This window comes from Parvularcula bermudensis HTCC2503 (assembly GCF_000152825.2).
Lineage (GTDB): Bacteria > Pseudomonadota > Alphaproteobacteria > Caulobacterales > Parvularculaceae > Parvularcula > Parvularcula bermudensis.
The window spans coordinates 387,114-403,285 of record NC_014414.1 but is presented as its reverse complement, the minus strand read 5'-3'; the positions used below and the strand labels follow the sequence as shown (position 1 = coordinate 403,285).

Annotated in this window: 17 protein-coding genes; 9 read left to right on the top strand and 8 right to left on the bottom strand. The window is 61.2% G+C overall.

Going from position 1 to position 16,172, the window contains the following annotated elements:
* Window positions 1-85: 85 nt before the first annotated feature.
* Genes plsY through ruvX form a run of 3 tightly spaced genes read right to left on the bottom strand, consistent with a single transcriptional unit; the run spans window position 86 to window position 2,117 of the window.
* A complete protein-coding gene (gene plsY, locus PB2503_RS01920) occupies window positions 86-691 on the bottom strand; it encodes a glycerol-3-phosphate 1-O-acyltransferase PlsY (protein ID WP_013299528.1) in 606 nt (201 codons plus the stop codon).
* A complete protein-coding gene (locus tag PB2503_RS01915; RefSeq protein ID WP_013299527.1) occupies window positions 688-1,644 on the bottom strand; it encodes an aspartate carbamoyltransferase catalytic subunit in 957 nt (318 codons plus the stop codon). The genes plsY and PB2503_RS01915 overlap by 4 nt, the downstream gene beginning before the upstream one ends.
* Entirely contained in the window at window positions 1,641-2,117 is a 477-nt protein-coding gene (gene ruvX / locus PB2503_RS01910; RefSeq protein WP_013299526.1) for a Holliday junction resolvase RuvX, read from the bottom strand. Before ruvX ends, PB2503_RS01915 begins: the two co-directional genes overlap by 4 nt.
* Between ruvX and PB2503_RS01905 the strand changes: the two genes are divergently transcribed.
* Genes PB2503_RS01905 through gatB form a run of 5 tightly spaced genes read left to right on the top strand, consistent with a single transcriptional unit; the run spans window position 2,116 to window position 6,439 of the window.
* Window positions 2,116-2,964 carry a hypothetical protein gene (locus PB2503_RS01905; RefSeq protein ID WP_013299525.1) on the top strand — a complete coding sequence of 283 codons (849 nt, stop codon included), beginning with the start codon at window positions 2,116-2,118 and terminating at the stop codon, window positions 2,962-2,964. The genes ruvX and PB2503_RS01905 overlap by 2 nt on opposite strands.
* 31 nt (window positions 2,965-2,995) lie before the next feature.
* The gene (gene gatC / locus PB2503_RS01900) at window positions 2,996-3,295 is read left to right on the top strand and encodes an Asp-tRNA(Asn)/Glu-tRNA(Gln) amidotransferase subunit GatC (RefSeq protein WP_013299524.1); all 300 of its coding nucleotides are present in this window, start codon (window positions 2,996-2,998) and stop codon (window positions 3,293-3,295) included.
* Complete coding sequence (locus PB2503_RS01895; RefSeq protein WP_013299523.1) at window positions 3,292-3,501, top strand: hypothetical protein; 210 nt, start codon at window positions 3,292-3,294, stop codon at window positions 3,499-3,501. The genes gatC and PB2503_RS01895 overlap by 4 nt, the downstream gene beginning before the upstream one ends.
* Window positions 3,498-4,976: an Asp-tRNA(Asn)/Glu-tRNA(Gln) amidotransferase subunit GatA gene (gatA, locus tag PB2503_RS01890; protein WP_013299522.1), complete on the top strand. Its 1,479-nt coding sequence runs from the start codon at window positions 3,498-3,500 to the stop codon at window positions 4,974-4,976. Before PB2503_RS01895 ends, gatA begins: the two co-directional genes overlap by 4 nt.
* The gene (gatB, locus tag PB2503_RS01885) at window positions 4,973-6,439 is read left to right on the top strand and encodes an Asp-tRNA(Asn)/Glu-tRNA(Gln) amidotransferase subunit GatB (RefSeq protein ID WP_013299521.1); all 1,467 of its coding nucleotides are present in this window, start codon (window positions 4,973-4,975) and stop codon (window positions 6,437-6,439) included. The genes gatA and gatB overlap by 4 nt, the downstream gene beginning before the upstream one ends.
* A gap of 6 nt (window positions 6,440-6,445) precedes the next feature.
* Here the strand turns inward: gatB and rlmJ are convergent, their stop codons facing one another.
* The 5 genes from rlmJ to PB2503_RS01860 all read right to left on the bottom strand — a co-directional run bounded on the left by rlmJ (window position 6,446) and on the right by PB2503_RS01860 (window position 11,115).
* Entirely contained in the window at window positions 6,446-7,234 is a 789-nt protein-coding gene (gene rlmJ / locus PB2503_RS01880; RefSeq protein ID WP_013299520.1) for a 23S rRNA (adenine(2030)-N(6))-methyltransferase RlmJ, read from the bottom strand.
* On the bottom strand, window positions 7,234-8,055 hold the full coding sequence (gene rsmA, locus PB2503_RS01875; RefSeq protein WP_013299519.1) for a 16S rRNA (adenine(1518)-N(6)/adenine(1519)-N(6))-dimethyltransferase RsmA: 822 nt from the start codon (window positions 8,053-8,055) through the stop codon (window positions 7,234-7,236). The genes rlmJ and rsmA overlap by 1 nt, the downstream gene beginning before the upstream one ends.
* Window positions 8,039-9,124: a 4-hydroxythreonine-4-phosphate dehydrogenase PdxA gene (gene pdxA, locus PB2503_RS01870; RefSeq protein WP_013299518.1), complete on the bottom strand. Its 1,086-nt coding sequence runs from the start codon at window positions 9,122-9,124 to the stop codon at window positions 8,039-8,041. Before pdxA ends, rsmA begins: the two co-directional genes overlap by 17 nt.
* A gap of 4 nt (window positions 9,125-9,128) precedes the next feature.
* Window positions 9,129-10,397, bottom strand: a complete 1,269-nt coding sequence (locus PB2503_RS01865; RefSeq protein ID WP_274377720.1) for a peptidylprolyl isomerase — start codon at window positions 10,395-10,397, stop codon at window positions 9,129-9,131.
* Between the two features lie 91 nt (window positions 10,398-10,488).
* Window positions 10,489-11,115, bottom strand: coding sequence for a DsbE family thiol:disulfide interchange protein (locus PB2503_RS01860; RefSeq protein WP_013299516.1), 627 nt, complete (start codon window positions 11,113-11,115; stop codon window positions 10,489-10,491).
* A gap of 27 nt (window positions 11,116-11,142) precedes the next feature.
* Here PB2503_RS01860 and PB2503_RS01855 point away from each other — a divergent pair, with 27 nt between their 5' ends.
* The 4 genes from PB2503_RS01855 to PB2503_RS01840 are packed head-to-tail and all read left to right on the top strand — an operon-like array spanning window position 11,143 to window position 15,955.
* Window positions 11,143-12,144 carry an ArsR/SmtB family transcription factor gene (locus PB2503_RS01855; protein WP_013299515.1) on the top strand — a complete coding sequence of 334 codons (1,002 nt, stop codon included), beginning with the start codon at window positions 11,143-11,145 and terminating at the stop codon, window positions 12,142-12,144.
* The gene (gene metF / locus PB2503_RS01850) at window positions 12,131-13,003 is read left to right on the top strand and encodes a methylenetetrahydrofolate reductase [NAD(P)H] (RefSeq protein WP_013299514.1); all 873 of its coding nucleotides are present in this window, start codon (window positions 12,131-12,133) and stop codon (window positions 13,001-13,003) included. Before PB2503_RS01855 ends, metF begins: the two co-directional genes overlap by 14 nt.
* Window positions 13,000-15,636: a methionine synthase gene (metH, locus tag PB2503_RS01845; RefSeq protein WP_013299513.1), complete on the top strand. Its 2,637-nt coding sequence runs from the start codon at window positions 13,000-13,002 to the stop codon at window positions 15,634-15,636. The genes metF and metH overlap by 4 nt, the downstream gene beginning before the upstream one ends.
* A gap of 37 nt (window positions 15,637-15,673) precedes the next feature.
* Window positions 15,674-15,955 carry a hypothetical protein gene (locus PB2503_RS01840; RefSeq protein ID WP_013299512.1) on the top strand — a complete coding sequence of 94 codons (282 nt, stop codon included), beginning with the start codon at window positions 15,674-15,676 and terminating at the stop codon, window positions 15,953-15,955.
* Window positions 15,956-16,172: the final 217 nt, after the last annotated feature.

The following is a 16,172-nucleotide window of genomic DNA, read 5'->3' as shown; positions in this document are numbered from 1 at the left end:
CACCAGCCCACAACTATCTCTTAATTACCCATGAACGCAAGGTTCTGCCTTGAATAGGGCGTCACTGGACAGGATCGGTCGCCGATTACGCAACTGCATCGTCGCGGGGGCCTTTGCCAATTTTCGTTTCCGTGCCGTCCATCAAACGGAGGATGTTCTCGCGATGTCGGAGGAAGATGAGGGCCGTCATCACTACCGACGCGGCGAAAAAGGCCCATTGGCCAAAGACTAAGAACAGGAATGGCGTCAGTGCCGCGGCCAGCAGGGCCGAAAGGGAAGAGTAGCGGGTTACCGCCGCAACGGCGAGCCAGACCCCCCCGGCCACCAGGGCGACCTTGATATTGAGGGCCAGGAGAGTCCCCAGAAAAGTGGCGACTCCCTTCCCGCCCTTGAACCCTAAATAGACGGGGAAGCAGTGCCCAACGAAAGCGGCGGCGCCGGCCACCGCCATCACGCGCGCGTCAAAGGAAGACAGCATCCCGGCGAGTAGGACGGCGATGGCGCCTTTTCCTGAATCGAGCAGAAGGGTGGCGAAGGCCAAATCCTTCCGCCCGGTCCGCAGGACATTGGTGGCGCCGATATTGCCCGACCCCATCGTTCGGATATCCCCCAAGCCGGCGGCTCGCACGAGGACAAGGCCAAAGGGGACGGCCCCAAGCAGATAGGAAAAGATGAGAATGACCAGGGTCATCGGGATTTTCCCCTTTCGATTTCTTCCAAGAGCGCCATGCGTAGGGCGACCCCCTGCCGGACTTGGCTGCGGATTAGGGACCGGGCCGGGTCGTCGGCAAGGGCATCGGTGATTTCGACATTTCGATTGGCGGGACCGGGATGGAGGATGAAGGCCCCAGGGTTGGCCGCGGCGATGACCTCATGGCGAAGGCCGTACTGGCGATGATATTCTTCAAGGCTGAGGTCGAGGGCTTTCGTCATGCGCTCTTTCTGTAGGCGAAGCGTCATCACGAAATCGGCCCCGCTCACCGCTTCGGCGACCGACGATGTCATCGCCTGAACCCCTGGCGGCGGTGCGTCGGGAAGCAGGGCGACCGGTCCCCCAAGGACGATCTCCGCGCCAAGGCAGGCTGAGGCCTCGATCGTCGAGGCGGCAACCCGGGAATGGCTGACATCCCCACAGATCGCCAATTTGTAGCCGGTGAGCCCCTGATCCGGCGTCCGATCGATGGCGCGCAGCATGGTGGCCGCATCGAGCAGCCCCTGGGTCGGGTGACCGAAGGAGCCTTCGCCGGCATTGAGCACGGAGGCCAGAAACCCCTCCTGCTCGATCACGTCGATAGCCCGGGCAATCGTTCCCTGGTCGCGGGCGCGGATCACCAGATAATCCGCTCCCTGCGCGCACATGGTGAGGACCGTATCCTCAAGGCTCTCCCCTTTTTTCACCGAGGAGTTGGCAATCGGCAGGGTCAAGGTGTGGGCGCCGAGGCGCTTGGCAGCCATTTCAAAGGACATCAGCGTCCGGGTTGAGTCCTCGAAGAAGAGATTGACGAGGGCCCGTCGGTCCAGCACCGGCGCTGGAAAAGAGCCGCGATCCATCATTTCACGAATGGTCAGGGATCGGGAAAGAAGGCGACGGAACGTCTCCTCGGGGAGGGACGCCACATCGGTCAGATGTCGTAACGCCGTCATGCGCGGGCGCTATGCCCGTTTGTTGCCAGGCGGTCTAGGGCTCCTTGCAGGATATGCGTGGCGGCATGGGCATCGATCACCTCGGCGCGCCGGGCGCGGGAGGTGTCGGTGGCCAGTAGCGCTCGCTCCGCGGCAACACTTGAGAGGCGTTCGTCCCAATAGGCGACCGGCAGAGGCCCCCTTTGGGAAAGGTTCCGGCCGAAGGTCCGGGCGGATTGCGCTCTGGGGCCTTCACTCCCATCCATATTGAGGGGAACGCCGATGATGAGGCCCACAACGCCGCGCGCCTCGGCAAGGGCGAAGAGAGCTTCGGCATCCTTGCCAAATTTCGTCCGGCGGATCACGGTAACTGGGGTGGCGAGCCGTCGTTCGGGCGTCGAGACGGCCACGCCGATGGTCTTACTGCCCGGGTCAAGGCCAAGGAGAGGCCCCTTAGGCATGGCGGCTATGGCAGTCAGGAACGCACGATCCATGAAAGATGTCTGGGGCATCAGATGTCTGTGGGCGGGGGGCGCCCTGATCGCAAGCCACTTTGTGATGGGCTGGCTCTGCCTCGCCGCGGCGGCGTCGGCCGCCGGTCCCTCTGCGCCTGCGCCGTCAGCAACGGCTTCCGCTCCCCCCGATTGGGTGGAGGCCCGATATGACAGCCTGGTGCCCGATCTCGCCGCCGTGCTTGGCCTGCCGACGCCACGGATCGACCTCCGCTTTGATCCCACCCCCGCCCCCTCACATCTGGTTTTGACCGCTCATGTCACCGCCGACGAGACGATCGCTGTGCGGTTGTCCGGCGCGGGGTGGCATCGTCGGACGCCCCAGACCGACCGGCAGATCGTGGCCAATCTGGCCCATGAATTGGCGCATCTATGGCAACGGCGTCTGCTTCCTGCCCCGGCGGAGCCACGGTGGATCCATGAGGGGGGCGCCGAAGCGATCGCCCTCTCCTTGTTGGTCGATACAGGCCTTTGGTCCGAGATTGATCGCCGTCGGGCGGACAGCGCCCTTGCCGAACGGTGCTCCCGCGCCCTGGAGAACGGGCCGTTGCGGCCCCAATTCGAGGGGGAAACGGCGGATGCCGCCTATGGCTGCGGCTATGTGGTCGTCGATTGGCTCGCCGGGCGGTCGGGACGCTCGCCCCGGGCGCTCTATGCCGAGCTTGCCGCGACCTGGCCCGATCCCGTGGCGCTTGGCACCACGCTCGGCGCGTGGCTGCCCGCCGGGGACGTGGCGACGCTCAACGAATTCCTGACGGCCGATTGGCGCGGCGCCGACCCCGATACCGTCGTCCGGTCCTTCCGCGCTGGACCTTCCTCAGGGCTTTAGCTATCCCGCTGTCTTCCCCACGGAGGCGCCGATGAGCATTGACGAACAAACCGTCGTGAAAGTCGCGAAGCTGGCTCGCATCAAGCTGGATGACCGCGATGTCGGGCCGATGACCCAGGAATTGTCCGCCATTCTCGATTGGATCGAGCAATTGGGGGAGGTCGATGTCGAAGGGGTGGATGCCATGGCCTCGACTGTGGCCAAGAGCCTGCCGATGCGAGAGGATGTGCTGGCAACGGATCAAACCGGCGGGGGCCGCCCCGATGAGATCGTGGCCAACGCACCGAAGACAGACGATCATTTTTTCGTGGTCCCCAAGGTTGTCGAATGACCTTTTGTGACCGCAGACCATGGCTGGTTGCGACGGCTTTCCCCACCGAGGGCGGGGCAGAACGGGTCGCGGGGGCGGAGGGGGCCTTCGCCTCGGCCGGCTCGTCTACGAAAGCGGCTGGAGAGGAGCGTCCTTCGCTCAGTGATCACCTTAATGGACGCGGCTATCATCTCAGGACCGCGATCGACATCACGGTACATATATGACTGATTTGACTTCCCTTACCCTCGCCGAATTACGGGCGGCCCTGTTGACCAGGAAATGCTCTGCGGTGGAGGCGACAACCGCCTATCTCGGCCGGATCGAAGCGGCGGGGGCGCTCAACGCGTTCGTTTCCGTTACGCCAGAACTTGCCCTTCAGTCTGCTGAGGAAAGCGATCGTCGCCTGGCCGCCGGCGAGGCACGGCCCCTTGAGGGGGTTCCCCTCGGGGTCAAGGATTTGTTCTGCACCAAGGGCGTCGAGACGACCGCCGCCTCGAAGATCCTGGGGGGCTTTAGCCCGACCTATGAGAGCACTGTCACCGCCAATCTGTTCGCTGATGGCGCCGTGATGCTTGGTAAGCTGAATATGGACGAGTTCGCCATGGGCTCCTCCAACGAAACCGCTGCCAGTGGCCCTGTGGTCAATCCCTGGAAACGGGCCGGGCTCGAGACGAAATTGACCCCCGGCGGATCGTCCGGGGGCTCGTCGGCGGCGGTGGCCGCCCAACTGGTCGCGGGGGCGACCGGTACCGACACGGGCGGCTCGATCCGTCAGCCCGCCTCGTTTACCGGCACAGTAGGGATCAAGCCGACCTATGGTCGCTGTTCTCGATGGGGGATCGTGGCGTTCGCCTCTTCGCTCGACCAGGCCGGGCCAATCGCCCGCGACGTGAAGGATGCGAGCCTATTGCTCCAATCCATGGCGGGATACGACCCCAAGGATTCAACCTCTGTCGATCGTCCGGTCCCTGACTACATGGCGTCCCTAGAGAAGGGGATCAAAGGCCTCAAGATCGGCGTGCCAAAGGAATATCGGTTGGACGGCATGCCTTCGGACATCGATTCGCTGTGGCAACAGGGAATGGAGTGGCTGCGGTCCGCCGGGGCGGAAATCAAAGAGGTGAGCCTGCCCCTGACGAAATATGCCTTGCCGGTCTATTATATCGTGGCGCCGGCGGAGGCGTCTTCGAATCTCGCCCGCTATGACGGGGTCAGATACGGTCTGCGGGTTGAGGATGACGATATCCAGGAAATGTATGCCAGGACGCGGGCCGAGGGCTTTGGGGCGGAGGTCAAGCGCCGCATCCTGATTGGCACCTATGTCCTGTCGGCGGGCTATTACGACGCTTATTACCTACAGGCGCAAAAGGTTCGCAAGCGGATCTTCGATGAAATGAGCGGTGTGCTCGAAGATGTCGATTTGCTGCTGACCCCCTCAACGCCGTCGGCGGCCTTTGGCTTGGGGGAAAAGAGCGATGATCCGTTGGCGATGTATTTAAACGATATTTTCACCGTAACGGCCAATCTGGCGGGACTGCCGGGTATTTCGGTCCCGGCGGGGCTCGATGGCCAAGGTTTGCCCCTTGGGCTTCAATTGATTGGTCGCCCGTTCGATGAGGAGACCGTGTTTCGGGGGGCGGCAGTGCTTGAGCAAGCGGCGGACTTTACGGCGCGGCCGGAGGAATGGTGGGCGAAATGAGCGAACGGCCATTGAAATATTTGCAAGGCGAGACAGGCGAGTGGGAGGTCGTGATCGGCCTTGAGGTGCACGCGCAGGTCGCCTCGAATGCCAAGCTATTTTCCGGGGCCTCCGCGCAATATGGGGCTGGGCCGAATGAGAATGTCAGCCTCGTCGACGCGGCGTTTCCTGGGATGTTGCCCGTGATCAACCGCTATTGCGTGGAGCAGGCGGTCAGAACCGGTCTTGGCCTCAATGCCAAGATCAATCTATGGTCGCGTTTCGATCGGAAGAATTACTTCTATCCCGACCTGCCGCAAGGTTACCAAATCAGTCAGTATAAGGATCCTATTGTTGGTGAGGGGATGATCGAGGTTGAACTCGACGATGGCGAAACGGTAGAAATCGGGATTGAACGCCTTCACCTCGAACAGGATGCCGGCAAGTCGATCCACGACCTTTCGCCGAAGGAAAGCTATGTCGACCTCAACCGCTCAGGGGTCGCGTTGATGGAAATCGTCTCCAAGCCCGATATGCGGTCAGCGGAAGAGGGCGCGGCCTATTTTTCGAAACTGCGGACGATCCTCAGATATCTGGGGACCTGTGACGGGAATATGGAGCAAGGGTCGATGCGCGCCGATGTCAACGTTTCGGTGCGCCGGCCGGGCGACGCGCTCGGCACCCGGACGGAGACCAAGAACGTCAACTCCATTCGGTTTGTCCGTCAAGTGATCGATTATGAGGCCCGGCGTCAGATCGAGGTTCTCGAAGCGGGCGGCACGATCGATCAGGAAACCCGGTTGTTCGACGTCAAGACGGGTGAAACGCGGACCATGCGCACCAAGGAGGATGCCCATGATTATCGCTATTTTCCTGACCCGGATCTTCTGCCCCTCGAACTTGAAGAGGCGATGATCGAGCGGATCCGTGCTGAGTTACCGGAACTCCCGGATCAGAAAAAACGTCGTTTTGTCGACGCCTATGGCCTGTCCGTCTATGACGCTTCGGTTCTTGCCGCGGATCGGGAGAAGGCGGATTATTTCGAGACGGTGGCTGACGGGCGAGACGGCAAGCTGGCGGCCAATTGGGTGACAACGGAACTGTTTGCCGTTCTCAATAAACGGGATCTCACTATTGCCGAGAGCCCGGTCCCCGCCGCGCATTTGGGGGAATTGATCGATTTGATCCAGGACGGGACAATTTCGGGCAAAATCGCTAAACAGGTTTTTGAGATCATGTTGGATGAGGGCGGTGCCCCCCGGGCCATCGTCGACGAACGCGGTCTGAAACAGGTCACGGATACCGGCGCGATCGAGGCGGCGGTCGACAAGGTGATTGCGGAGAATCCGGCGCAGGTCGAAAAAGTCAAAGAAAAGCCGAAGACCCTGGGGTGGTTCGTTGGCCAGGTGATGAAAGAGACCGGCGGCAAAGCCAATCCGCAGGCGGTCAATGCGATCCTCAAGGAAAAGCTCGGCGTGGAATAGCGCCGGTCAAGAAGGCGACTGGCGGCACGAGGTCCATAAGTGATCGAAGGGGGCGAGGGCGGCGTCGATGGCGCCCTCGCCCCCATAAGGCGGCGAGATCAGGACCAGTCCAGACCCCTTCATGCGTAACAGGCTGTCCTCCGTAAACAGAACTTCATGTCGCCAGGGCTGCATTGGCGACAAGGTGTCTAGCATGGCCTCATGACGCTTGGCCGCCAGGATTGGGTACCACAAAAGGACGCTCGCCTCAGGCCATTTGTCGATCAGGGTCGGGAGGAAAAGGGCAACATTTTGATATTCGGTCTTTACCTCATAGGACGGATCGATCATCACAAGACCTTTGCGCGGCGTGGGCGGCGCAAGGGCCAGGGCGCCTTCATAGCCGTCGCGGAGATGAACCGCGGCCTTCTTCCCCCTCATGACCGTCTTCAGGGCTGCTCCCTCTTGCGGGTGCTTCTCCATCAAGATGACCTGGTCCTGTGGTCGCGCGAAATGTAACGAGAGCAGGGGAGACCCCGGATAGGCCATCTCGCCATATTGCGCTCGGCAGGCGGCAACGGCGGAACCTAGCGCATGGCTCCCATCCAACGAAACGGCCGCTGCCCCGTCACTCGCTTCGCCGGTCTTTTGGGCCTCCGCCCCCGCAAGATCGTAAAGCCCGCGCCCCGCATGGGTGTCGAGGATCGTCAGACCTCGCGATTTCTGGGTCAGATGGGCAAGGAGGGCGCACCAAACGGCGTGCTTATGGAGATCCGCACGATTTCCGGCGTGGTAGGCGTGCTGATAGGAGAGCATCAAAGCGCCTCGGCCAGTGCACGGAACGTCTCAACCGACAGCTCCTCTGCGCGCTGAGTAGGTAACAGGCCTAGCCCATCGAGAAGAGGGCCCAATTTTTCTCCGTAGAGTGGAGCGAGCGTCTTACGGATCATCTTTCGACGCTGACCGAAGGCGGCAGCGGTAACGCGCTCAAGAGCTGCCACATTCTGCGGCTCTGTGGCCGGGGGAAGAAAGACGAGGACGGAGGAGGCAACCTTTGGTGGCGGCGTAAAGGCGCGGGCGGGGAGATGGAAACCGAGAGTGGGCCGCGCGGCGATCTGACTTAAGACCGATAGGCGGCCATAAGCCTTGGACCCCGGCGAAGCGAGAATCCTATCCCCCACCTCCCGCTGAAACATCAGGACCATACGTCGCCATGGACGTGGGCTGAGGGTCAGCCATCTGACGAGCAGCTCGGTAGAAATATTATAGGGCAGGTTAGAGGCGATCACGCCGCCGCCGGGCATCAGCGCCCGATAGTCCACCGATAAGGCATCGCCCTCAAGTGGAGTCAATTGGCCGGGAAACGCCGCAGAAATCTCGCTCAGAATAGGGACGATACGATCATCGCGCTCAATCGTCGTCAGCGCTGCCCCCGCTTCGAGAAGAGCTCTGGTGAGGCCGCCTGGGCCTGGCCCGATTTCTATCACGTCTTCACCGGGGGAGAGCGCGCACAGCGCTGCAATCTTCCGGGTAATGTTCATATCGAGGAGAAAGTGCTGGCCCAGGGTCTTTTTCGCGAGGAGGCCGTGAGACCGCACGACGGTTCCGACCGGCGGCAAGTCAGACATCGGCGGCATATGCGCCCGAATCAAAGGCAAGCCGGGCAGTAGAAATACGGTGAGCGGAATAAATGGCGTTGATCAAGCTGTCTGCCCTTGCCACTCCTTTTCCCGCCAGGGCAAGGGCGGTCCCATGGTCGGGCGAGGTGCGGACGATCGGCAAGCCAAGCGTGGTGTTGACCGCGGCGTGAAAGGCAACGGTCTTGATCGGCACAAGGGCTTGGTCGTGATACATGGCAAGCACCGCATCATAGGCGGCGCGCGCCTGGTCATGGAACAGCGTATCGGCGGGGAAGGGGCCCTCCACGACGTATCCTTCCTTTGCCAGGGCGGTAATGGCCGGTGCGATGATCTCTTCTTCTTCCCTGCCGAGAACCCCGCCTTCGCCGGCGTGAGGATTAAGGCCGGAAACGGCGAGGCGAGGGTGCACGATCCCATAATCCCGCCGGAGCGATTGCATTAACGTCCGGCCACGGCGAATGAGCAAATCTGTGCTCAGGGCGCGCGTGACCTCGGCCAGGGGAATGTGAACCGTGGCGGGGACGACGCGAAAGGGACCTGCGGTAAGGATCATCACAGCGCCGCGCTCAAGCTCGACGGGCATGGCCATCTCTGCCGTGGCGTGTTCCAGATACTCTGTATGCCCTGGAAATTGAAACCCGGCCGCCATGAGGGTTTGTTTTTGGATCGGCAGGGTGACGAGGCCCCCGGCCTCTCCCCGATGGATCGCCGCGATGGCGGTGTCGATTGACCGGATGACGGCGGCAGCCGTCTTGGGTGTCGGCGTGCCGAGGGTCACCGATTTGAGGTCGGCTATCACCTCTGTGGGGAGAGAAAGGACGGGCAGGGCGCGATAAAAAACATCGCCGGTTTCTTCAGGGGTGCTGATGGTCGCGACGGCCGTGTCGGGGTACAAAGACCTGGCGAGACGGTCGACGCGGACGGGGTCGTCGATCAGATAGAAAACGGGGCCTTTTCCTTTCGGCAGGGCGGAGAGATTCTTCCAGGCTTTCAAGATGAGCTCGGTCCCGACCCCCGCCGGTTCCCCCATGGAGACGGCAAGGGGCGCGATGGCGTCTGACGTCATCAGGTCAGCTTCCTTCGATGGTCCCTGTGCCGCCATAGCGAATCTCAATCGCGCTCTCGCGTTCAATGTCCCGCAGATATCGGCGCGACAGGAGCTCCAATTCCTCCGACTCAAGACGGCTTTCAACGGCTCGCCTTGTCGGCAATCCGTACCCTTCGTCCTTTTCGCACATCATCAGCCGGTGGAAGGCGCCATCGCTCTCGATAACGTCCGACGTCTCGCCCACGTCGAGGGCGGCGAGGGTGGTCCGGAAAATGGGTTCGAAGGCCCGCTCAGGCAGCCGGGGGAGAACTGTGGCGCCGACATCTTCGCCCATATCGATGCTCAGGCTTTGGCCGTTACAGGCATTGGTTTCAGGAAGTCGCGCCAGACGCTGTTTTGCCACTTCTTCGCCGAGAGACGCCGGGGCGCCGGCATAGGCGACTTGATAGCTCGGCTCTCCGGCGGTCGCGGCCTCGCGGGTTTGCCTTAGGGCGACAATCTTGATGACACCGCGCAGGGGGATCGGACGAGAGACATTCCCTTCAGACAATTGCTGGACGATATCGAGCGTCGTTTGATCGAGTTCATCGGCGCGAAGCCACCCAAGATCGCCGCCGCGCGCGGCGGAGGAGCAGGCGGAATATTGCTGTGCAAGGGCGCCGAACGGGACGCCGCGTCGAAGCTGTTCGATCATCTGCATCCCAGCTTGGTACATTTCGGGCTGATCTTCCTGCCGCGTGACGGGCAGGCAGATCTCGGAAATCAGATATTGATCCGACCGAGCGCTCAATTCGAGGTCGTCGAGCATCGTCTCCACCGCATCATCGGTGATCGAGACCCTGGGGCCATAGCGGCCGCGGACAAGTTGTTGCCAGGCTTGCTCCGCCTGAATCCGGTCGCGCAGGGTACCGATATTCACCCCCGCCGTGGCGAGATCCTCGGTCAATTGCTGGACGGTCGTCCCCGCCTGACCCGCCAATTGCTCAAGCTCCGCGTCTATGGCTTCGTCGGGGATCGTCAGCTCAAAGCGCTCCGCCTCCTGGAGTTTCAGTCGCTCCTCGATCAGCTCCCGCAAGGCGCGACCTTGCAATTGGGCCAAGGCTTCTTGAGGCAGATTGCGCATCCCCTCGGTGACGATGATGAGCTGGATCCGTTGACGCACGTCGAAGGTGGAAATGGGATCATCATTCACCACGGCGGCCACGCGCTCCCCAACTTGCGCGTTGGCAAGGGGGGCCGTGAGCCCCGTAAGTATGAGCGTGACCCATAAGATGGCGAGACGTTTCATCAACAACCCTGCGGAATGACCCTTCGAACTGCCCCCTCTACCGAACCTTGCGGCCGTGGCAAACTCGGCCGCGGTGAAAAGGCGGTAAATCCCCCTACTCCTCAAGTTGCAGGGACGCGATCAGCGGCTCGAAGGTCTGCTCCCAGGTGTGTGTTGTAATCGGGCCGGCATGGCGATGACGAATGCGCCCTTGCTTGTCGATGACGAATGTCTCGGGCGCGCCGGTCACCCCAAGGGCGATAACCGTCCGGCCCCCCTGGTCATTGCCCACCTTCGTATAGGGGTCACCCTCCGTATCGAGCCAGGCCGCCCCCCGTTCGGGGGTATCGAGCCAGTTGATCCCGTATATCGGCACCTTCCCCTCCTGGCTGATAGTGACGAGAAGGGGGTGCTCGACTTTGCAGGGGGCGCACCAGGAGCCGAACACATTCACGAGAGTGACCTGGCCTGTCAGATCTTTCTCGGTGAAAGAGGCGCGCCCCGGCATCTTTGTCAGGACCAGTTCGGGGATTTCCTTTCCCTCCAAGGCGGAGGGGGGCGCGCTGGGGTCGAGTTTCAGCCCCGGCAGGAGATAAAAGGCGAGCCCGGCAAACGCGATCAGCGGTAAGATCAGGATCAATCGCTTCATGACGCCTATGTGGCGGCTCTCCTCCCCGAGCGCAATTCTTCCCAAGGGGCTCAGGCCCGATGCAGAGAGGACACGATGCCGCTCGTTGACCATATAAAGAAATCTTTATATTGAGATGCGATGGGTGATGCGGTGTCGAGCTTTGCACATACTTTGAGCGCGTTGCGCGCGGCGGGGGAGCATAGTCGGCTTCGCCTTTTGCTGCTTCTCCACAAAGGGGAACTGACGGTGACCGAATTGACCTCTCTGCTCGGGCAAAGCCAGCCGCGGGTCAGTCGGCATTTGAAAGTCTTGGCGGAGGCGGGGCTGGTCGAGCGCTTTCAGGAGGGGACATGGGTCTTCTATCGCCTGGCGCCGGGGGCCGTGGACAGTGCCATCGCGCCGATCTTCGCGCCGGGCGGGGTCGCACTGCTCGATGAGGACCAGGCCGCCTTCGAAGACATTCAGTCCCGCCGCGCGGCCCTCGCCGCCGCCTATTTTGCGGAAAAGGCGGAAGAATGGGAGGATCTGCGGCGCCGCCACATTCCTGAGACGGAGATCGAGACGGCGCTGTTGTCCATGGCCCCCGACGAGGTCGATGTCTTTCTCGACCTGGGAACCGGAACGGGGCAGATGCTCTCCGTCTTCGCCGATCGCTGCCAAAGCGGCATCGGGGTCGATGTGAGCCCGGAAATGCTGATGATCGCGCGTTCCCGTGTCTTGGCGTCGGGGGCTGGTCACCTCCAACTTCGTCGCGGCGACTTCCTCGTCGATCCGTTGCCCCAGGGCGTGGATCTGGTCTGTTTGCACCACGTATTGCATTTTCTCGCGGCGCCCGAGGCGGCCATCGGTGTGGCGGCCAAGGCGCTTGGGGCAAGGGGACAGATTTTGATTGCCGATTTCGCCCCCCATGATCACGAAGACCTCCGAGAAGCCCATGCCCATCGCCGGCTTGGGTTTTCGAGCGCTGAGATCGCCGAATGGGGGGCGCGCCACCGTCTCGTTCTGACCGATGATCGGGAATTGGCTGCCCCTCTATCGGGAGGCCTCGTCACCAAGCTATGGCGCCTTGAAAAGGCGCCTTCCGCGGCGCGCGCCGCCGCCCCCTTACCGGAAGTGAAGAGAGACAATGTCGTCCGTTAACGTCAGTTTTGAATTTTTCCCGCCCAAGACCGACGCCATGGAACAAACCCTGTGGGCGTCGGTAGAGAAGCTGGCCCCGCTCGATCCCGCCTTCGTGTCGGTCACCTATGGTGCCGGCGGGTCGACCCGCGAGCGGACCCATCGCACGGTTTCACGGCTGGTTCAGGAAACCGGATTGCCGGTCGCCGCGCATCTGACCACGGTCGCCGCCAGCCGCGAGGATATCGATGCTGTTCTGCGTGCCTATTGGGCGGCTGGAGTCCGCCATATCGTCGCGTTGAGGGGGGATCCGCCGGGGGGGCTCGGCGCGGCCTATGAGCCGCACCCGGATGGCTACGCCAATGCAGCGGCCCTTACGGAGGCCGCGAGGAGGGTCGGCGATTTCGAAGTCACCGTCGGGTGCTATCCAGAGACTCACCCCGAAAGCGCCAATCGCGAAGCGGATATTGACTGGCTGAAGCAAAAAGTCGATGCGGGCGCGACTCGGGCGATTACCCAGTTCTTTTTTGATAACAACGTTTACGAACGATATGTCGACGATGTTCGTCGGGCCGGGATCGATATTCCCATCGTCCCCGGTATCATGCCTGTCGGCAGCTATAAGGCCTTGAGCCGCATGGCCGGCCTATGTGGCGCGACGATCCCCCCCACCATCAAGGACTGCTTTGAGGATCTCGACAACGACCCCGAGACTCGTCGACTTGCCGCTGTGACGACCGTGGCCGATCAGTGCCGTGATTTGGTCCGCCGCGGGGTTGAAGACTTGCACTTCTATACGCTCAACCGGGCCGATATCGCCTATGCGGTCTGTCATCTCCTTGGGATCCGTCCCACTCACGCTGACGGGAGGACCTCATGACCGGCACGGCATCTCAAACCTTTGTCAATATTGGTGAGCGGACTAATGTTACCGGCTCGGCAAAATTTCGTAAGCTGATTAAGAACGGCGATTACGCCGCCGCCGTCGATGTCGCCCTTCAACAGGTCGAGAACGGGGCCCAGATCATCGATGTCAATATGGACGAGGGCATGTTGGATGGGGTGGAGGCCATGACCACCTTCCTGCGCCTTATCGCGTCCGAGCCCGATATCGCCCGGGTCCCGGTGATGATCGACAGTTCGAAATGGGAAGTGATCGAGGCGGGCCTTAAACAGGTCCAGGGGAAGCCGATCGTCAATTCCCTCAGCCTCAAGGAGGGGGAGGCCCCCTTCCTGCACCAGGCCCGTCTTTGCCGCCGCTACGGCGCCGCCGTCGTGGTCATGGCCTTTGACGAGGAAGGGCAGGCGGATACCTGTGCGCGGAAGGTAGAGATCTGCACACGCAGCTATAACCTTCTCACGGGTATCGGTTTTCCGCCCGAAGATATCATCTTTGACCCGAATATTTTTGCGGTCGCGACCGGCATCGAAGAGCACGATAATTACGCCATCGAGTTCATCGAGGCGACACGGCGGATAAAGGAAACCCTGCCCCACGCAAAGATATCGGGCGGTGTGTCGAATATTTCCTTTTCGTTCAGGGGCAATGACATCGTCCGAGAGGCGATGCACTCGGTCTTTCTCTACCACGCCATTCGCGCGGGAATGGATATGGGGATCGTCAATGCCGGTCAGCTGGCGATCTATGACGATATCCCCACGGATCTTCGAGAACGGGTTGAGGATGTCATTCTCAATCGCCGATCCGATGCCACAGAGCGCCTTCTGGAAAAGGCCGAAGACTATAAAGGCAAGGCGGGCAAGGCGCGGACGGAGGATCTTTCCTGGCGCGAGGCACCGGTGGAAGAGCGGCTGTCCCACGCCTTGGTCAAGGGGATCAACGCCTATATCGATGCCGATGTCGAGGAGGCGCGACAGAAGCTCGGGCGGCCCCTCCATGTGATCGAAGGGCCATTGATGGATGGCATGAACATCGTCGGCGATTTGTTCGGCGAAGGGAAAATGTTCCTGCCCCAAGTTGTCAAATCCGCCCGGGTGATGAAGCAGGCCGTCGCTTATCTTACGCCCTTTATGGAAGAAGAGCGTCTTGCGGGCGGAGAAGGGGCGCCGCGGGCTAACGGAAAAGTTCTGATGGCGACCGTGAAGGGGGATGTCCACGATATCGGGAAGAATATTGTGGGGGTTGTTCTTCAGTGTAACAATTTTGAAGTCGTGGACCTCGGTGTAATGGTACCGACGGCAGATATCGTCGCCAAAGCGCAAGAGCATCAGGTGGACGTCATCGGCCTCTCCGGGCTGATCACGCCCAGTTTGGATGAAATGGTGAATGTCGCGAGCGAGATGAAGCGGCTCGGCATGACCCAACCCTTGCTGATAGGGGGGGCCACTACCTCCAAGGCCCATACCGCCGTGAAGATCGCCCCCGCCTATGATGATGGCGTGATCTATGTGACCGACGCCAGCCGGGCGGTCGGCGTTGTCTCCGACCTCATTTCGGAAGAGCGGCGCGAGGCTTATCTCGAAAAGATCCGGACGGAATATGACGATGTGCGAGAAACCTTCCTGGCACGGCAGAAAAAAGATGACCGGATCGGTCTCGAAAAAGCCCGCGCCAACGCTTTTTCGGATGTCGCCCCCGCCGCGGCCCCGCGTCAGCCCGGAATAACGGAGATCAAGGATCTCTCCCTTGAGACGCTCGTGCCGTATATCGACTGGTCACCCTTCTTCGCCTCCTGGGATCTCCATGGCCGCTATCCGGCGATCCTTTCGGACAGCGTTGTCGGAGAAGCGGCGCGAAGCCTTTACAGCGATGCCGAACGAATGCTCGCGCAGATCGTCGAGGAGAAATGGTTCACCGCCCATGGCGTCGTCGGACTGTGGCCCGCCAATCGTCAGGGGGATGACATCGTCATTTGGGCCGATGAGTCCCGTTCGACAGAGGCGGCGCGACTGTTCACGCTCCGCCAACAAATTGCGAAGTCAGCGGACAAGCCGAATTTTGCCCTTGCGGATTTCATCGCGGCGGAGGGGACGCCGGACTGGATCGGCGGCTTTGCGGTGACCGCCGGCCACGGAGAGGACGAAATCGTCGAGCGGTTCAATCGCGGAAACGACAATTATAACGCGATCATGGCCTCGGCCCTCGCCGACCGGCTGGCTGAAGCCTTTGCGGAATACTTACACGAAAAGGTCCGGCGGGAAATCTGGGGGTATGCGCCCGATGAAACGCTTGAGACCGAGGCCTTGATCGCCGAACGCTATCGCGGCATCCGGCCTGCGGCGGGCTATCCGGCTCAACCCGACCATACCGAAAAAGAGGTGCTGTTTCAGCTTCTTGGGGCGACCGATCGCTGTGGGATGACGCTGACGGAGAGTTTTGCCATGCAGCCGGGGGCAAGTGTGTCCGGCCTCTATTTCGCGCATCCCCGCGCGGTCTATTTCGGCACCGGCAAGATTGGACGAGACCAGGTGGAGGATTACGCTCGCCGAAAAGGATGGTCCCTCGAAACAGCCGAACGCTGGCTGGCACCTATCTTATCCTACACGCCATAGACATTTTCCCTCGGCTCGAGGGGGCTATATAACCGTCATGACAGAACGCGATGATGCTCCCTCTTTAGCGCCAAGGGAAACGGATGGTCCGGCCGGGTCCCGCCCAAACCGGCGGTTTGCCCTGTGGGCGGCGGCCGCTCTTATCGTACCTACCTTGCTTTTAGCGCTATTCGTGAAATTTGCTTTCTTCGGAGAAGGCTTTCACGCTGTGGCCGCCGTCATCCTTGGGGTGGGGGCGACGATTGGCCTGGCCGTGGCCTTGATGGGGCTCACCTTTCATTCAAATCGTAGCGGTCATGATAAGCAAATCGACGACTAGACAGGGGGGGCCGGGCCGAGGACCCGCGCCGGACCACCGGCTGGTCGGGCTCTAATTCCTTTGGGATGGACGCTTGAGGGAACAAAGTTCCGCATAGGGTCTAACCTAATAAATTATCAATATTCACATATTCGATTAAGAGAAGAGTAGGCCTCTTCAGGCATAGTCCGCGTCGCGTTGAGTTGGGAGCACTCAGCTTTGGGAGGATGGCGCCATT

Coding starts and splice junctions, on each gene's coding strand:
- plsY (WP_013299528.1), bottom strand. CDS start 691: ATGACCCTGGTCATTCTCATCTTTTCCTATCTGCTTGGGGCCGTCCCC.
- PB2503_RS01915 (WP_013299527.1), bottom strand. CDS start 1,644: ATGACGGCGTTACGACATCTGACCGATGTGGCGTCCCTCCCCGAGGAG.
- PB2503_RS01905 (WP_013299525.1), top strand. CDS start 2,116: ATGAAAGATGTCTGGGGCATCAGATGTCTGTGGGCGGGGGGCGCCCTG.
- ruvX (WP_013299526.1), bottom strand. CDS start 2,117: ATGGATCGTGCGTTCCTGACTGCCATAGCCGCCATGCCTAAGGGGCCT.
- gatC (WP_013299524.1), top strand. CDS start 2,996: ATGAGCATTGACGAACAAACCGTCGTGAAAGTCGCGAAGCTGGCTCGC.
- PB2503_RS01895 (WP_013299523.1), top strand. CDS start 3,292: ATGACCTTTTGTGACCGCAGACCATGGCTGGTTGCGACGGCTTTCCCC.
- gatA (WP_013299522.1), top strand. CDS start 3,498: ATGACTGATTTGACTTCCCTTACCCTCGCCGAATTACGGGCGGCCCTG.
- gatB (WP_013299521.1), top strand. CDS start 4,973: ATGAGCGAACGGCCATTGAAATATTTGCAAGGCGAGACAGGCGAGTGG.
- rlmJ (WP_013299520.1), bottom strand. CDS start 7,234: ATGCTCTCCTATCAGCACGCCTACCACGCCGGAAATCGTGCGGATCTC.
- rsmA (WP_013299519.1), bottom strand. CDS start 8,055: ATGCCGCCGATGTCTGACTTGCCGCCGGTCGGAACCGTCGTGCGGTCT.
- pdxA (WP_013299518.1), bottom strand. CDS start 9,124: ATGACGTCAGACGCCATCGCGCCCCTTGCCGTCTCCATGGGGGAACCG.
- PB2503_RS01860 (WP_013299516.1), bottom strand. CDS start 11,115: ATGGTCAACGAGCGGCATCGTGTCCTCTCTGCATCGGGCCTGAGCCCC.
- PB2503_RS01855 (WP_013299515.1), top strand. CDS start 11,143: ATGGGTGATGCGGTGTCGAGCTTTGCACATACTTTGAGCGCGTTGCGC.
- metF (WP_013299514.1), top strand. CDS start 12,131: ATGTCGTCCGTTAACGTCAGTTTTGAATTTTTCCCGCCCAAGACCGAC.
- metH (WP_013299513.1), top strand. CDS start 13,000: ATGACCGGCACGGCATCTCAAACCTTTGTCAATATTGGTGAGCGGACT.
- PB2503_RS01840 (WP_013299512.1), top strand. CDS start 15,674: ATGACAGAACGCGATGATGCTCCCTCTTTAGCGCCAAGGGAAACGGAT.